Origin of the sequence: Adlercreutzia mucosicola DSM 19490 (assembly GCF_000422625.1) — a bacterium.
Taxonomy (GTDB): domain Bacteria; phylum Actinomycetota; class Coriobacteriia; order Coriobacteriales; family Eggerthellaceae; genus Adlercreutzia; species Adlercreutzia mucosicola.
The window spans coordinates 1-15381 of record NZ_AUGK01000005.1 but is presented as its reverse complement, the minus strand read 5'-3'; the positions used below and the strand labels follow the sequence as shown (position 1 = coordinate 15381).

Below are 15381 nucleotides of genomic sequence, written 5' to 3'. Positions count from 1 at the left end.
CAACCAGGGGCGGCCTTCGGGCCGCCCCTTTCAGTTGTGTGTCGCGCCTTTGGTGCTCTTGATGACGCCAAGAGGTGTGCCCATCCCGGGCGCCCTGACGCGGACGCAGACTCCGGGACGGTCCCGTAGGGGAGGGCTTTAGCCCTTCCGCGAGCGGGAGGCGCCCTCAACCGCGAACCCGGCTACCGGGCGGCCTGAAGCCCGCCCCTGCGGGGGCATGGAGAGGCTGCCAGCCGCAACCCGGGTTGCGGTTGCGGGCTGAAGGCCGCCCCTACGGGATAGCTGGTTCGCGGGCTGCTTGGGGCGTTCTTTTGTGCGGTTGCGCAAACTGGTGGTGCGCGAGGTGGGTCAGTTGGCTATAATGGGCGTCATGTTTTCTCGAGAGCACATACTTTCCGCGTTTTCTGCAGCGGCGCCTATCATGCTGGGGTACGTGGCCATCGGCCTGCCTTGCGGCATCCTGTCGAACACCATCGGTCTGAATCCCTTGCAGGTGTTCCTGCTGTGCGCCCTTTTGTACTCGGGCGCCGGTCAGTTCATGATCTGCAACATGTTCCTGGCCGGGTCGTCGATCGCCTCCATCACGGCTAGCGTGTCGCTGGTGAACACGCGCCAGATGCTCTACGCCGCCTCGTTCGCCCCCACTTGCGAGCGCACGCCGCGCTGGCTGGCGGCCCTGTTCGCCGCCACGGTGACCGACGAGTCCTACGGCGTGAACACCCAGCGCTTCGCCGAGGGCAACTGGTCGGTGGACCGTGCCCTCATGGTGAACCTGTTCTCCCAGAGCTCCTGGACCATCTCCAACGTCATCGGCTGCGCCGTGGGCGCGGCGGTGGCCATTCCCGTGAACATCGCTGCCTTCGCTATGACGGCCATTTTCATCTGCCTTCTGGTCACCCAGAAGTTCACGTCCGCGAATATCATCGCCATGGCCGTGGCGGCCCTCGGCGTGTACGTGTGCAAGGCCGCTGGTCTCACCGGCCCGGCCATCCTCATCGGTGCCGTGGCCGGCGTGGTGTGCGCCATGGCCTTCGCCCTCACGGTGGGGAAGAGGGACACGGTGGCGCCATCCACTGCGGCGACAGGCGACGCGGCCGCGACGGCCGGCGACGCGGCGGCCGGGCTGAAGGGCGCCTCTCCGGAGACGCCGCCGGGTTGCGCCCCTACGGGGGCGGCGGCCTCGCAGCCGGGCTCGGGCGTTGCGGAAGAGAAGGGCGGTGAGGGTCGATGAGCTGGGATCAGTTCTGGATCGTGCTGGTCGGCTGCGTGCTGGCCATGTGGGCCTGTCGCGTTATCCCGCTGTTTTTGCTGAAGGGCAAGGCGCTGCCCGAGAACCTGGAGCGCGCCCTGGGCTTCATTCCGCCGGCGGCCTTCGCGGCCCTTGTGGCCAACGACCTTCTGAACCCTGGCATGTTCGATGCCGGCATCTGGCCGGCGGCCATCCCGCTTGTGGCCGCGGTGGCCTCGGCCCTCGTGGCCGCCAAGACCCAGTCGCTTCTGTGGACGGCCGTGGCCGGCGTGGGCGTGTACGCGGCCCTGGCCTTCTTTGCCGTGTAGCAAGTGCGCTCTTTCCCGCCGTCTGCTCCCCTCTTTCGCCGCGCTTGTTCGCGTCACTTCCGCCGCTCTTTCCCGCCGCCCCCTCCCGCCGCCCGTTTCCGCCGCAGCCCCTCGCCCTGGCGCCCGTTGCCCGCTGCGTGCGCTGCTGCGCCCCGCGTTCCCGTTCCTCAACTGTTTCGCTGCACTTTCGGGGACCGTCGCGGGTGCGGTGGCGGGGCTGCATTAGAATGCTCGCAAACGAGACGGGCGCCGGGAGCGCCCAAGCGAGCGAGGTGCCTATGGGTGTGATTCGGTTTCTCGGCGGCCACAAGGGCGCCGTGGCGCTGGTAGTGCTGCTGTTGGCGCTGAAGGCGGCCTGCGATTTGGCACTGCCGGTGTTCACCTCCCAGATCGTGGACGTGGGCATCGCCCAGTCGGGCGTGGAGGACGTGGAGGTTTTGGAGGGCTATAAGGCCGCCGGCGTCGATCTGTTCCCCATGCAGATGGCCTATCTGGGTCGCATCGGCGTGGTCATGCTGGTCGTGGCGGCTTTTGCCATGATCATCGACGTGGCCATCAGCTTCGTGGCCTCGCGCACCGGCGCGAGCATCGGCCGCGACCTGCGCCGCCGCCTGTTCGCCCGCGTGGTGGCTTTCTCCGATGCCGAGATCAACCGCTTCTCGGCCGCCTCGCTCATCACCCGCGGCACCAATGACGTGGTGCTCATCCAGAACGTGTGCATGATGATGCTGCGCATGGTGCTCTACGCGCCCATCCTGGCGCTCGGCGGCGTGGTCATGGTGATGGTCACCAATCCCCAGTTGGGCTGGATCGTGGTGGTGGCCGTGGCCGCCACGTTCGCGGTGATCGCCGTGCTGTTCCGCCTCACCCTGCCGCGGTTCAAGATCATGCAGAAGCTGATCGACCGCGTGAACCTGGTGGCCCGCGAGATGCTGACGGGACTGCCGGTGGTGCGCGCCTTCAACCGCGACGGCTACGAGGAGGCCCGTTTCGACGACGCCTCGGCCCGTCTCATGCGCACCCAGCTGTTCACCAACCGCGCCATGGCGTTCATGATGCCCGCCATGATGCTGATCATGAACCTCACCTCGGTGGCCATCGTGTGGTTCGGCGCCGGCTCGGTGGCCGCGGGCAGCCTGCAAACCGGCGACCTCATCGCGTTTATCACCTACGCCATGGTCATCATCATGGGCTGCCTTATGATGGGCATGATCTCCATCATGCTGCCCCGCGCCGACGTGGCCGCCCAGCGCGTGAACGAGATCCTGGGCACCGAGCCTTCCGTGCGCGACCCGCAGAACCCGGCCGAGAAGGGGGAGAGCGGGGAAGCGCGCGGTGCCCGCATCGCGTTCGAACAGGTGTCGTTTCGCTACGAGGACGACAGCGAGCCAGTGCTCACGGACGTGTCGTTTACGGCCGAGCCGGGCACGACGCTGGCCATCGTGGGGTCCACCGGGTCGGGGAAGTCCACCATCGTGAAGCTGATCGAGCGCTTCTATGATGTGAACGAGGGCGCCGTTACCGTGGACGGCATCGACGTGCGCCAGTGGGCCCAGGCCGATCTGCGGGCTCAGCTGGGCTACGTGCCCCAGAAGGCCTTCCTGTTCGCGGGCACGGTGGAGTCGAACATCGCCTACGGCGATGAGACGGCCGATACGGACGACATCCGCGCGGCTCTGGCCGCCGCCGAGGCCCTGGCCTTCGTGGAAGAGCGAGAGGAGGGCCTGGCCGCCCCCATCGCCCAGGGCGGTACCAACGTGTCGGGCGGCCAGCGCCAGCGCCTGGCCATGGCCCGGGCCTTGGTGCGCCGGCCGCGGGCCTACCTCTTCGACGACTCGTTCTCGGCGCTTGACTACGCCACCGATGCTCAGGTCCGCGCCGGCCTGGCGGCCTTTGCGGCGGGCTCCACGGTGATCATCGTGGCCCAGCGCATCTCCACGGTGCTTACGGCCGACCGCATCGTCGTGCTGGACGAGGGCCGCGTGGTGGGCACGGGCACCCACGCCGAGCTGATGGAGGCCTGCCCCGCCTACCGCGAGATCGCCCTGTCCCAGCTCTCCGAAGAAGAACTGAGCTGCCAAGAGAAGGGAGGGGCGCTATGAGCGGACATCCGGCGGGGATTCCCCGGGCGGGACGCGGAGCGGGCGGCCCTGGTCGCGGGCCCGGTGGGCACGGACCGGCCGGGGCCGTGATGGGCGGCGAGAAGCCGCTGCACTTCGGCGCCACCATGCGGCGGATGCTGGCCTTCATGGGGCAGTTCAAGGGGCGTATCGCACTGGTGCTCGTCTTCGCCATCGGCTCCACGGTGTTCTCCATCGTGGGCCCGAAAGTGCTCTCCGAGGCCACCACCGTGCTCTTCGACGGTACCGTGGCCGCTGCGGCGGGCACCGGTTCCATCGATTTCGACGCCATCGGCCGCATCCTGCTGGTCACGCTGGGGCTGTATGTGGCCTCGGCGGCCTGCGCCTGGGTGCAGTCCTGGGTGATGAGCTACGTGTCCCAGCAGACCTGCTACCGTCTGCGCGACGCCATCGCCCGCAAGATCGAGCGCGTGCCCTTCGGCTATTTCGAGAAGAGCTCCACCGGCGACACCCTCTCGCGCATCACCAACGACGTGGACACTTTGGGCCAGAGCCTGAACCAGGGCGTCACCCAGCTCATCACCTCGGTGGTCACCGTGGTGGGCGTGCTGGCCATGATGCTGTCCATCAACTGGGTCATGACGCTGGTGGCCCTGGCCATGATCCCCGTCTCCAGCGCGCTCGTGGTCGTGGTGGTGCGCCTGTCCCAGAAGCACTTCGTGGCCCAGCAGCGGCTGTTAGGCGCCCTGAACGGCCAGGTGGAGGAGACTTTCTCGGGCCACGCCGTGGTGAAGGCCTTCGGGCGCGAGGGCGCCACCGTGGAGGCCTACGAGCGCGATAACGATGCTCTGTTCAACGCCGGCTGGAAGGCCCAGTTCCTCTCGGGCCTCATGATGCCGGTGCTCGGCTTCGTGGGGAATCTGGGCTATGTGGCCGTGGCCGTGTCTGGTGCGTTCTTCGCCGTGACCGGCGCCATCACCGTGGGCGACATTCAGGCCTTCATCCAGTACGTGAAGAACTTCACCCAGCCCATCACCCAGCTGGCCCAGGTGTCCAATGTGCTGCAGTCCCTCGCCGCGGCCGCCGAGCGCATATTCGCCTTCCTCGATCTTCCCGAGATGGACGACGCGCCGGCCACGGTGGACGCCAACGGCCTTGCCAGCGACGTCGCCTTCGACTCCGTGCGCTTCGGATACAGCCCCGATGCCCCGGTCATCCGCGACTTCTCGGCCCAGGTGGCCGCGGGGCGCACCGTGGCCATCGTGGGGCCCACAGGAGCGGGCAAGACCACCATGGTGAAGCTGCTCATGCGCTTCTACGACGTGGACGCCGGGGCCATCCGCATCGGCGGCGTCGATATCCGCGATCTGACGCGGGCCCAGGTGCGCGGCCTGTTCGCCATGGTGCTGCAGGATACCTGGCTTTTCTCGGGCACGATCCGCGAGAACATCCGCTACGGCCGCTTGGACGCCACCGACGAGGCGGTGGAGGCCGCGGCCCGCGAGGCCTGCGCCGACCACTTCATCCGCACGCTGCCCGGCGGCTACGACTTCGTCATCAACGAGGACGCGTCGAACATCTCGGCGGGCCAGCGGCAGCTGCTCACTATCGCCCGGGCGCTTTTGGCCGATCGCCGCATGCTCATCTTGGACGAGGCTACCTCGTCGGTGGATACGCGCACCGAGGCGCGCATTCAAAGGGCCATGGACCGCCTTATGGAGGGCCGCACCTCGTTCGTGATCGCGCACCGGCTGTCCACCATCCGCCGGGCCGATCTCATCTTAGTGATGCGCGACGGCGACATCGCGGAGCAGGGTACCCACGACGAGCTTTTGGCCGCGGGCGGGTTCTACGCCGATCTGTACGCCTCCCAGTTCGCCGCCTGCAACGATCGCTTCGAAGGCGAGGGGAGAGGGACTGCGGGGCCACCGACCCTTCGACATCCTCCCGCTATTCCCACGGCACGGTAAAAGTTTCCTGGTAATTCGCGGAGGTGTGGGCGCTCTTCGGGGTTTTTGGTATCATAGAGGCTCGTTTGAAGCGACCAACTCGAAGGATCGACGACTCATTATGGCCAGAGCGCAGAATTCCTACGTGCTTATCCCCGAGGGCGGCGACGATGCTGCAGATTGCGGCACCGAGACCCGGCTTCCCGAGGGCGTTTGCCGCGTGACGCCCGCCGCGCTCGGTGCCACGCGCCTGATCGGCGGTCCCTTCGCGCGTACTCCCGAGGGGCGCGTGCAAGTGGCGGCCTTCGACTTCGATGGCACCTGCATCCGCGGCAACTCGCCGGTGCTGCTCGTGCGCTACCTGGCGCGCCACAAGCTGCTGGCGCCGTCGGTGGTGGCCCGCATCCTGGTGTGGGCCGGCTGCTACAAGGCCCGCCTGCCCCAGAACGAGAGCTGGGTGCGCGGTCTGGTGTTCCGTGCCTTTGCCGGTATATCGGCGGCCGAGGTGAACCGCTTCCTGTGCGAGTTCTACGACGAGTACATCGACGAGCGCTTCCGTCCCGAGGCCGAGCGGGCCATGGCGGACCACGAGGCGGCGGGCCATGCGGTGCTCGTGGTGTCGGCAACCTTTGAGCCCATCATCGCCGCCGCCATGCAGCGCCATCCCATCCAGTACGCCATCGCCACGCGCATGCGGGTCGACGGCCGGGGAAACTACACCGACCAGGTGGCCAGCCTGCCCGTGGAGGGCCCTCAAAAGGTCCAGGCCCTGCGGAAGGTGTGCGACGAGCTGTTCGGAGAGGACGGCTGGGAGCTGGCCTGGGCCTACGGCGACCATCACTCCGATCGTGCGATGCTGGCCGCGGCCAAGGAGGCCTTCGCGGTCACGCCCGATCGTCCGCTGACGCGTACGGCCAATGCCGAGGGCTATGCGATCCTCGATTGGGCGTCGGGGGAGAAGTAGCCTGATGCGGGCGAAAACCCGCTCGCTGTCCCGTATTGGCCCCACAGAGGGAAAAGCCGTGGAGTGGGTTGTTGAAATGAGAAAATACCCTATTCAAGCGATCTTTTGTTCGATAAAATAGCGCCGACACACGATGAGCGGGCCAGTTTCGGGTCCGCGGCCTATGAGAGGTAGCAGCTTATGTTCGAAAATACGGATGCGAATGTGCCCCCTTGCGGCGATGGCGCTGCCAACGCGTCAACAGATTACCTGGCTCGGGCCACGGCGGCCTGCGAAGCAGGAGATGCCCGCCTGGGCCTTCATCTCTATCTGGCGGCCTTCGAGCAGGCCTCGGAAGCCGACTCGCCTTCGGAAGACGCCATCTTCGGCCTGAAGCAGGCGTGGCGGGTGGCCTGCTCTACGGGCGAGCGATCCCTGGCCGAGTACATCTTCGAGCGCCTGGAGCCCTATCTGTCCACCGACGAGCTGGCCGCCTGCACCGAGCAGCTGCAGGGCCTGGCCCTCGATCGCCTGGAGCAGTTCGGCATCTCCCGCGACGATCTGGAGGAAATGTCCGAGGCCCTGTCCCAGGAAGCCCTGGGGATGATTATGGCACCGCCGCTGGCAGGCGCCCCTTTCATTGCCGCGGTGGCGTCGGTGCCCGGCGACGCTCCGGATGATTCGGGACCCGGGGCCGATGGACCTGGGGGCAAGGTGCCGGGCCCAGATGGTCCGGCCGGCACGCCCGCCGGCGCGGTGATGCCGGGGATGGTTGGGCCCGGGGTCGTGCCCGGCGGGGCCGTGGCCGGTCCGGCGGCGGCGCCCGAGGGGGCGCAGCCGGTGGACATCTTCACCTACAACTCGGTGCCCGGCTTCGCCGCCGCCGTGGAGCGCATGCGCGCCCTCGGCATCGGCTTGGCCGGCGACCCGGAGTTCGACGCCTTCGTGGCCATGCTGAACAGCCGTCACGGCCTGGAGGGCATGCCCGTGGCCGATAACCTGCTGTTCTGCTCGCCGGCCCGCGAAGATGCCAGCCGCTTCATGATGGCCACCGTGGGCGAGCTGGGGCTTCCCGCGGTGCGCATGCGCATGGAGGAGTCCTTCCAGGGCGTGCCCATGCTGTGCGTCACGGCCCAGGCCGCCGATGCCGACGGGCTGGGGGCCCTACGTCGCGGCTTCGAGGGCGGCGGGGTGCTCGTGCTGGAAGATATCGACCTGTGGGGCTCGCCTTTGGCGGAAACAGCCGACGATATGGCGGGCTTTCTCATGGCCGCCATGTCCCGGGGTGCCCGCGAGGCGGTGAACCTCATCCGCCAGGCGGTGGAGAATCCCGACGTGTACGTGCTGGCCTCGGCCCATTCCCCCGAGGTGATAGATCCGTTCTTCCTCGATCTGCTCTACCCCTTCACGCCCGTCGAGATCGACTATCCCACCGAGGCCGAGCGCGCCGATATCTGGATGGACCTCGCTCGGGCCCATCCCTCCATCCGCGCCGTGAGCCGCGACGAGCTGGTGCGCCTGTCGGCGAACATGCCGCGCTACGACATCTACATGGCCGCCCGTGAGGCTCTGGAAGACGCCTACAAGCAGGGGCTTGTCGCCCGTCGCTACCAGCCGGTCACCCGCGACAACCTCTTCGACAAGCTCGCCGCCTACCAGCCGCTGGAATCGTCCGAGTACGCCGAGCTGGAGAACGCCGTGATCGCCGACTTCTCGGCGAGCTTGGGCGATTTGGAGGACTTGCTGTAGTGGGGGCGCTGTGGCCCGAGGGCGCCGAGCCCTTGGATGAGTTCGTTGCCCGTCTGCTGCGCGTCGGCGACGAGCTCTACCGCGATCTGCCTTGGCGCCATATCGACGACCCCTATGCGGTGCTCGTGTCCGAGATCATGCTGCAGCAGACCCAGGTGACTCGCGTGGGCCGGTTCTGGGAGCGTTTCTTGGAGGCGTTTCCCACGCTGGACGCGCTGGCGGCCGCCGCCGTGCCCGATGTGCTGGAACGGTGGCAGGGCCTCGGCTACAACCGCCGCGCCCTGGCGCTGAAGCGCACGGCCGACCAGTGCGCCGCCGACGGTCGGGGGCGCCTGCCCGACAGCTACGAGGGGCTGCTGGCCCTGCCCGGCATCGGTCCGGCCACGGCGGCCGGCGTGATGGCCTTCGCCCACCAGGTGCCCGGCGTCTACGTGGAAACCAACGTACGGGCCGTGTTCCTGCACGAGCTGTTTCCCCATGAAGATAAGGTGAGCGACAAGATGCTGGAGCCCTTGGTGGCCGCCGCGGCCTTCCATCCGACGGCTGCGGCCGACCCGCGCCGCTGGTATTACGGTCTGCTCGACTACGGCGCGCATCTGAAGGCCACGGGTGTGAATCCCACGCGGCGCAGCGCCTCCTACAGCCGCCAGTCCGTCTTCGAGGGGTCCCGCCGTCAGAAGCGCGCCTGGATCGTGCGCCGCGTGCTGGCCGCCCCCGAGGGCGTCGAGGTCGCCGCCGTGCGCGCCGACCTCGACCGCGCCGAGACCGAGGCCGCCCGCGACGGGGTGGACGAGGCCCTGTTCGCCTCCATCGTGGACGATCTCGTGACCGAGGGCTTCTTCCGTCGCGAGGGCGCCCTGCTGATTCCCTGAAGGAGCCGTGCCGTCATGGGCGTTATCGAACTCATCCTCACCGGTGCGGGGCTTTCCATGGACGCGTTTGCCGTGGCCGTGTGCAAGGGCCTCGGCATGCGCCGCATCCATTGGGGCCAGGCCCTGGTCATCGCCTTGTTCTTCGGCGGCTTCCAGGCTCTCATGCCCTTGGTGGGCTGGGCCGTGGGCAGTCTGTTCTCGTCCTACATCACGGCCGTAGACCACTGGATCGCCTTCGGGCTTTTGGCGCTCATCGGCGCCAAGATGCTGTGGGATGCCTTTCACGAAGACGAGGACGACCGGCGCTGCAACCGCAACTGCGCCTGCTGCGAGCGACGGGGTACCGCTGACTGCGCCGATGCGCCGGCGAAGCTGGACTACCGGGAGCTGACCATGCTGGCCATCGCCACGAGCATCGATGCGCTGGCCGCAGGGCTCACCTTCGCCTTCCTCGGTGTGAACATCCTTCTGGCCGTAGCCCTCATCGGCGTCACGACCTTCGCGCTGTCCTTCGTCGGGGTCATCGTGGGCAACCAGTTCGGCTCCCGCTTCGAGAGGCCCGCCGCCATCGCGGGTGGCGTGGTGCTCATCCTGCTCGGCGTGAAGATCCTCATCGAGCACCTCACCGCTTAAGGGCGGCAGGGGAGGGGCGGCCTCTTCGTGCGCCCGTGCGGCGGATTCGCCTCGGCACGCGCCTGTGCGGCGCGTTGCGCTTCTTCCCGAGCGGTTTCCGTCAGGCGCCCTAGGCGATGGGATAGCTGCCGAGCACCTTCACCTCGCGCAGCTTCAGGCGCAGGCACTCCAGGGCCGTCTGCACGTCGATGTCGTGGATGGAGCCGGCCAGCTCCACGAAGAACATGTAGTCGCCCAGCTGCTTTTTCGTGGGACGCGACTGCAGCATGGTCAGGTTGATCCCCGCATAGGTGAACTCCGACAGGATCATCTGCAGGGCGCCGGGCTTGTCGGCCCGCAGGAACAGGGCCAGCGAGGTCTTGTAGCGTTCCCCGGTCAGCAGGTCGGCGTCGGCCAGGCGCCCCACCAGCGCGAAGGCCGTCTGGTTCTCGGGGTTGTCCTGCACGCCCCGGTGCAGGACCCGCGCGCCGTGCACCTCGGCGGCCAGGGCGTTCGATATGCCCGCGCAGGTGACATCGCTCGCCGCCATGCGCGCGCTCTCGGCCGTGGAGGACACGGCCAGGGTGGACACCCCGGCCAGGTTCTCGGCCAAAAAGCGCCGGCACTGGGCCAGGCCCTGGGGATGGGAGGCCACTCGCTGAATGTCGGCCAAGCTGGCGTCGGGGTGGGCCACCAGACAGTGGTCCACGTTGATCACCTCTTCGGCCAGGATGACCGCTCCGGTGCGGAAGGCGAAGTTGTCCAGGGTGGCGGTCACGGGGCCCTCGAGCGAGTTCTCCTTGCCCACCACGCCGAAGCGCGCCGCGCCCTCGTCCACGCAATCGAACACCTCATCGAAGGAGGAGCACTCGATGAGCGCGGGATCGTCGATGCGAAGGCGCGCGGCGAAGCGAAGCGCCGCCTCGTTGCAGTACGTGCCCTTCGGGCCGAGAAAAGCGATGGAATGCTCGTATGAGGTCATAATGAGGTGCTCCTGAGTGATGTTTGCTACAACGGGAACCCATGATAAACGTTTCCGCGTCCTTTTCCCGCCCCACATCGGGAAGTCTGTCCCGTGGCCGTTCCTATTGACTGGTTGACGGTTCCTATGGGTTTGTTACCCGCATTATCGCGCGTAACATTTTCCGACCGTTAAGAGAATGTTTCGCCGTTCTCCGCAACTTGTGAAGCCCGTATGTTGATTGAGAGGATAACCTGATACCTGCATGTAAGAGCGACGAGAACACCTTGAGGAGGTGTACGCATGGAAAATCAGGCAACGATGTCAGATCTCGACAGCATCTTGTCCTCGCGTGGCGTGTCCCGCCGCAGCTTCATGAAGCTGTGCGCCGGCATCGCCGCGGCCGCGGGTCTGTCCCCGCTGGCCGTCCCGCGCGTGGCCGAGGCGCTCGAGTCTGTTATCGGCGCAACGTCGGGCAACCTCTATCCGGTCATCTGGATCGAGGGCGCGTCCTGCACCGGATGCACGGAGTCCTTCGCCCAGGTGGAGACTCCCGACGTGGCTTCCGTGGTGCTCGACTTGATCTCCCTGAACTACTCGGAGACCCTGTCGGCGGCCGCGGGACACTCCGTGGAGGAGGCCAAGGCCCAGACCATCGCGGCAGGCAACTACATTCTCATCTATGAGGGTGCCGTGCTCGAGGCCTTCGAGGGCAATGCCCTGCGCGTGGCCGGCGAGACGGGCATCACGGCCCTGGTCGAGGCGGCCGAGTCCGCCAACGCCGTGGTCGCCGTGGGTTCCTGCGCGGTGAACGGCGGCTGGATGGCCGCGCACCCCAACCCGGCTCAGGCCCTGGGCGTGCAGCAGTACCTGGAGAAGGTCGGCGTCACGACGCCGGTTGTCAACGTGCCTGGCTGCCCGGTGAACCCCGAGTGGGTCATGTCGGTGCTGGTGGACGTCGTGGTGATGAAGGACGCGGACCTGCTGCTGAGCCGTCTCAACGAGTTCAACATGCCGGGCGACCTGTTCAACCAGACCATCCACGACAACTGCGAGCGTCGCGGCCACTTCGAGAACGGCGAGTTCGTCTACGAGTTCGGTTCCGAGGAAGAGGCCCTGGGCTACTGCCTGTATCCCGTGGGCTGCCGCGGTCCGCAGACCCGCTCCGTCTGCGGCGTCACCCTGTGGAACAACCGTCGCAGTTGGTGCGTGCAGTCCGGTGCTCCCTGCATCGGCTGCTGCGAGGCCAACCCGATGAACCCCGGCGACAACTGGGTGGAAGTGAACACGCCCTTCTACAAGCGCATGCGCGACCTGCGCATCGGCGACTTCCAGTTCCAGCCCACCACCATCGCGGTCGCCGTCACCGGCATCCTGGCCGCCTGCCTGGTGGTGCACGGATTCGGCATGAAGATGTCCGGCCGCATGGACGGCGGCGCGCCCTTCGAGAAGATCCGCAAGTGGGACGCGAAGCATCCCGAGCAGGAAGTCGGCACCTACGCCGATCCGGTTGCCGGCGGCCCGGTTCTCGATGAGGAGCTCGTCCACAAGAACGCCGATCCCCGTAAGAAGAATTAGAAGGAGGTGAGCTGACTTGACACGTTCTGTTATTGATCCGATCACTCGTATCGAGGGCCATCTCCGCGTCGAGATGGAAGTTGACAACGGCATTGTGCAAGACGCCTGGGTTTCCGGCGGCTGCTTCCGCGGCATGGAACTCGTGGTGCAGGACCGCACTCCCGAGGACGCGGCCCAGATCGTCGAGCGCATCTGCGGTGTTTGCCCGGTGTCCCACGCCCATGCTTCCAGCATCGCCGGCGACAAGGCCTACGGCATCACCATTTCCAACAACGCCCGTATCGTCCGCAACCTGCTGGAGGGCGCCCAGTTCCTGCACAGCCATATCCTGTGGCTGTACAACCTGGCGGCTCTGGACTACGTGAACCCGCTGAATGCCCTGAACGCCAACGTTGACGAGGCCTACGCCGTGGCGCTGGAGAACGGCCTGGCGCTGCACTCCGATCTGAACCAGCTCTACGACAAGCTGGGCGCGTTCGCCAAGAACGGCCAGCTGTCCATCTTCTCGGGCAACTGGTTCGAGGCCGACAAGGGTCAGGCCTACAAGCTGACCCCCGAGCTCGACCTCATCCTCACCTCTCACTACCTGGAGGCCCTGAAGATGCAGGCTCGCGCTTCCGAGATGGCGGCGCTGCTCGGCGGCAAGATGCCCCACGTGATGACCTCCATCCCCGGCGGCAACATGTGGGTGCCCACCGAGTCCAAGCTCGATGACCTTCTGGCTATGGCCACCGAGGTGCGCGACTGGGTGAACGACACCGTCCTCGCCGATACCGTGGCGCTGGCCGGCCCCTACGCCGATGCCCTCACCTGGGGCAAGGGCTGCGGCCGCTACATCGCCTGGGGCGTGTTCGAGGGCCAGGGGTGGCCCTACGGCGACGACTACATCGAGCAGATGAAGAACCGCTACCTGCCTATGGGCGTGCTGGACGAGAAGTTCGGCGTCACCGACGTGCAGGAGGATCTGATCCAGGAGTACATGGGTCGTTCCTGGTATGAGGGCTCCGAGACCTACACCTCGCCCTACTTCGTCACCGATCCGGCCTACACCGACTACAACGTCGACGACCGCTACACCTGGGTCAAGTGCCCCACCTATGACGGCAAGCCCATGGAGGCGGGTTCCATGTCCCGAATCTTTGCGGCTTACGTGCGCGGCGTTCCCTTCATCAAGGAGAACGTGGACGCGGTGCTGGGCATCCTGGGCGCGAAGCCGGGCGACCTGTCCGCCTTCCAGTCCACCCTGGGCCGTACGGCCATCCGTCAGATCGAGACCATGTACGTGGCCGACCTCATGGTGCAGTGGGTCAACGAGCTCGCCGAGGCCATCAAGGGCGGCGACTCCGAGTACTTCCGCGCCCCCGAGCGCACGACCGGCGAAGGTTCCGGCTTCTGGGAGGCCCCCCGTGGCGCCCTGTACCACTCCGAGAAGGTCGTGGACGGCAAGATCGAGGGCTACCAGATCATCATCCCGTCCACGTGGAACCTGGCTCCCATCAACGCCGACGGCGAGCACGGTCCGCTGGAGCAGGCGCTCATCGGCATTCCGGTGGAGGACATCGAGATGCCCATCAACGCCCTGCGTACGGTTCACAGCTTCGATCCCTGCACCGCCTGCGCCGTGCATGTGACCGAGCGCCGTACCGGTAAGAGCTTCGAAACCGTGACCAGCCCTTGGGGGGTGAAGTAAGATGGCCCATCTCGCACATTACAAAGAGGCCCATCCGCTTCCGTTCGTGATCACCCATTGGATCAACCTCATCGCCATGGTGGTCCTCATCATCTCGGGTTTCCTCATCCACTTCCCGTTCTTGCCCTTCCTCATGGGCATTGCCCGCGGCGCGCACTTGTTCTTCGGCTTCGTGCTGTTCATCAACTGCATCGTCCGCGTGGTCATGGCCTTCTTCGTGAAGTCGGCGCCCACCGCGGGCACCCGTCAGCAGGTCACCGACATCAAGACCTGGATGCCCCAGAAGGACAACCGCCATCAGGCCGGTGCCTGGATCACCTACTACCTGTTCCTGAAGAAGGATCATCCGCTGGGTGCCAAGCTGGGCGTGCCTCAGAAGATCAGCTATCTGCTGATCCCGCTGCTGATCATCATCATGTTCTGGACGGGCCTGTGCCTGTGGGGCGTGACGATGAACGTGCCGGTGTTCCTGGCCACCACCAACCTGGTGGGCGGGCTCATGTCCATGCGCATCATCCACTACTTCATGATGTACGTGTTCATCTGCTTCATGTTCATCCACATCTACCTGGCCAACGTGGAGGGCTTCGAGCCCACCAAGCTGATGTTCCTGCACAAGGAGCACGGCGGCCTGGTGTACGATCCCGATCTGCACAACATCGTGGGCGAGGACCACGACGTGCACTAAGGTTCGCGCACAAGCATGAAGTGAGGGCGGCTCCTCCGGGGGCCGCCCTTCTTATATATCGAGGGACGGCTCGGCCGAAGGCGCTAGGGAAGGGGAGCATGAGCCGTTGATTGCCGCTCGGATGCCCTCGGGCGGCAGAAAAAAAATCCAAGAAATTGAAAATTGCCCCTTGCGCTTTGCAGCGGTTCGAGTATTATAAACAAGTTGCTTTTTTCGGAAGTAGAGAGCAACCCTCGAAACGGGGTTCTGTCAATGGAGAAAACAAAGTTGTCAAGATTTTGTGACTCGGTTGACAAGGAAAACCGTCGAGCGTAATATACTTCCTTGCGCCGCTCGCGAGAGACGGCAGCGGCCGGAAGGACCGCGGAACCTTGACAACCGGATACTGAGGATGGAAGCCCGAGACGAGCTCTCGGGCGTCAGACGGACATTCGAAGCGACAAGCTTTAACTTTGAACCCCGTCGGGGCGGCGGGCCCCGCGGAGAGTTTTAAACAGAATCGAGACTCACGCGATCTGTCGCGGCCCCCGGGCCGCACTTTGAACGGAGAGTTTGATCCTGGCTCAGGATGAACGCTGGCGGCGTGCCTAACACATGCAAGTCGAACGGTTAAGCCGGCTTCGGCCGGGAATACAGTGGCGAACGGGTGAGTAACACGTGACCAACCTGCCCCCCGCTCCGGGACAACCGCTGGAAACGGC

The 15381-nt window shown here is 66.1% G+C and carries 12 protein-coding genes and 1 rRNA gene; 12 read left to right on the top strand and 1 reads right to left on the bottom strand.

The window, feature by feature from the left end:
* The first annotated feature begins 313 nt into the window (after positions 1–313).
* The 8 genes from G503_RS13355 (at position 314) to G503_RS0103010 (ending at position 9784) form a co-directional block, all read left to right on the top strand.
* Entirely contained in the window at positions 314–1231 is a 918-nt protein-coding gene (locus G503_RS13355; RefSeq protein ID WP_235715475.1) for an AzlC family ABC transporter permease, read from the top strand.
* Positions 1228–1557 carry an AzlD domain-containing protein gene (locus G503_RS0103040; protein ID WP_028026429.1) on the top strand — a complete coding sequence of 110 codons (330 nt, stop codon included), beginning with the start codon at positions 1228–1230 and terminating at the stop codon, positions 1555–1557. The genes G503_RS13355 and G503_RS0103040 overlap by 4 nt, the downstream gene beginning before the upstream one ends.
* A 278-nt stretch (positions 1558–1835) precedes the next feature.
* Positions 1836–3659, top strand: a complete 1824-nt coding sequence (locus G503_RS0103035; protein ID WP_028026428.1) for an ABC transporter ATP-binding protein — start codon at positions 1836–1838, stop codon at positions 3657–3659.
* On the top strand, positions 3656–5608 hold the full coding sequence (locus tag G503_RS13350; RefSeq protein WP_156891893.1) for an ABC transporter ATP-binding protein: 1953 nt from the start codon (positions 3656–3658) through the stop codon (positions 5606–5608). The genes G503_RS0103035 and G503_RS13350 overlap by 4 nt, the downstream gene beginning before the upstream one ends.
* A gap of 100 nt (positions 5609–5708) precedes the next feature.
* Positions 5709–6551 carry an HAD family hydrolase gene (locus G503_RS0103025; RefSeq protein WP_084636234.1) on the top strand — a complete coding sequence of 281 codons (843 nt, stop codon included), beginning with the start codon at positions 5709–5711 and terminating at the stop codon, positions 6549–6551.
* Positions 6552–6731: 180 nt separating this feature from the next.
* Positions 6732–8279 (top strand): hypothetical protein, encoded by a 1548-nt coding sequence (locus tag G503_RS0103020; protein ID WP_028026426.1) that lies wholly within the window; start codon positions 6732–6734, stop codon positions 8277–8279.
* The gene (locus G503_RS0103015) at positions 8279–9151 is read left to right on the top strand and encodes an HhH-GPD family protein (RefSeq protein ID WP_051190852.1); all 873 of its coding nucleotides are present in this window, start codon (positions 8279–8281) and stop codon (positions 9149–9151) included. Before G503_RS0103020 ends, G503_RS0103015 begins: the two co-directional genes overlap by 1 nt.
* 15 nt (positions 9152–9166) lie before the next feature.
* Positions 9167–9784 (top strand): manganese efflux pump MntP, encoded by a 618-nt coding sequence (locus G503_RS0103010; RefSeq protein ID WP_028026424.1) that lies wholly within the window; start codon positions 9167–9169, stop codon positions 9782–9784.
* A 109-nt stretch (positions 9785–9893) separates the two neighbouring features.
* Here G503_RS0103010 and pheA read toward each other — a convergent pair whose 3' ends face one another.
* Complete coding sequence (gene pheA / locus G503_RS0103005) at positions 9894–10745, bottom strand: prephenate dehydratase (protein WP_028026423.1); 852 nt, start codon at positions 10743–10745, stop codon at positions 9894–9896.
* A 282-nt stretch (positions 10746–11027) separates the two neighbouring features.
* Between pheA and G503_RS13345 the strand changes: the two genes are divergently transcribed.
* The 4 genes from G503_RS13345 to G503_RS0102985 all read left to right on the top strand — a co-directional run.
* Positions 11028–12302 (top strand): hydrogenase small subunit, encoded by a 1275-nt coding sequence (locus G503_RS13345; RefSeq protein WP_084636233.1) that lies wholly within the window; start codon positions 11028–11030, stop codon positions 12300–12302.
* Between the two features lie 16 nt (positions 12303–12318).
* Positions 12319–13992, top strand: a complete 1674-nt coding sequence (locus G503_RS0102995) for a nickel-dependent hydrogenase large subunit (protein ID WP_028026422.1) — start codon at positions 12319–12321, stop codon at positions 13990–13992.
* A 1-nt stretch (position 13993) separates the two neighbouring features.
* Positions 13994–14680, top strand: coding sequence for a cytochrome b/b6 domain-containing protein (locus G503_RS0102990; protein ID WP_028026421.1), 687 nt, complete (start codon positions 13994–13996; stop codon positions 14678–14680).
* A gap of 540 nt (positions 14681–15220) precedes the next feature.
* Positions 15221–15381: ribosomal RNA gene (locus tag G503_RS0102985) — 16S ribosomal RNA — on the top strand; the annotation flags it as partial.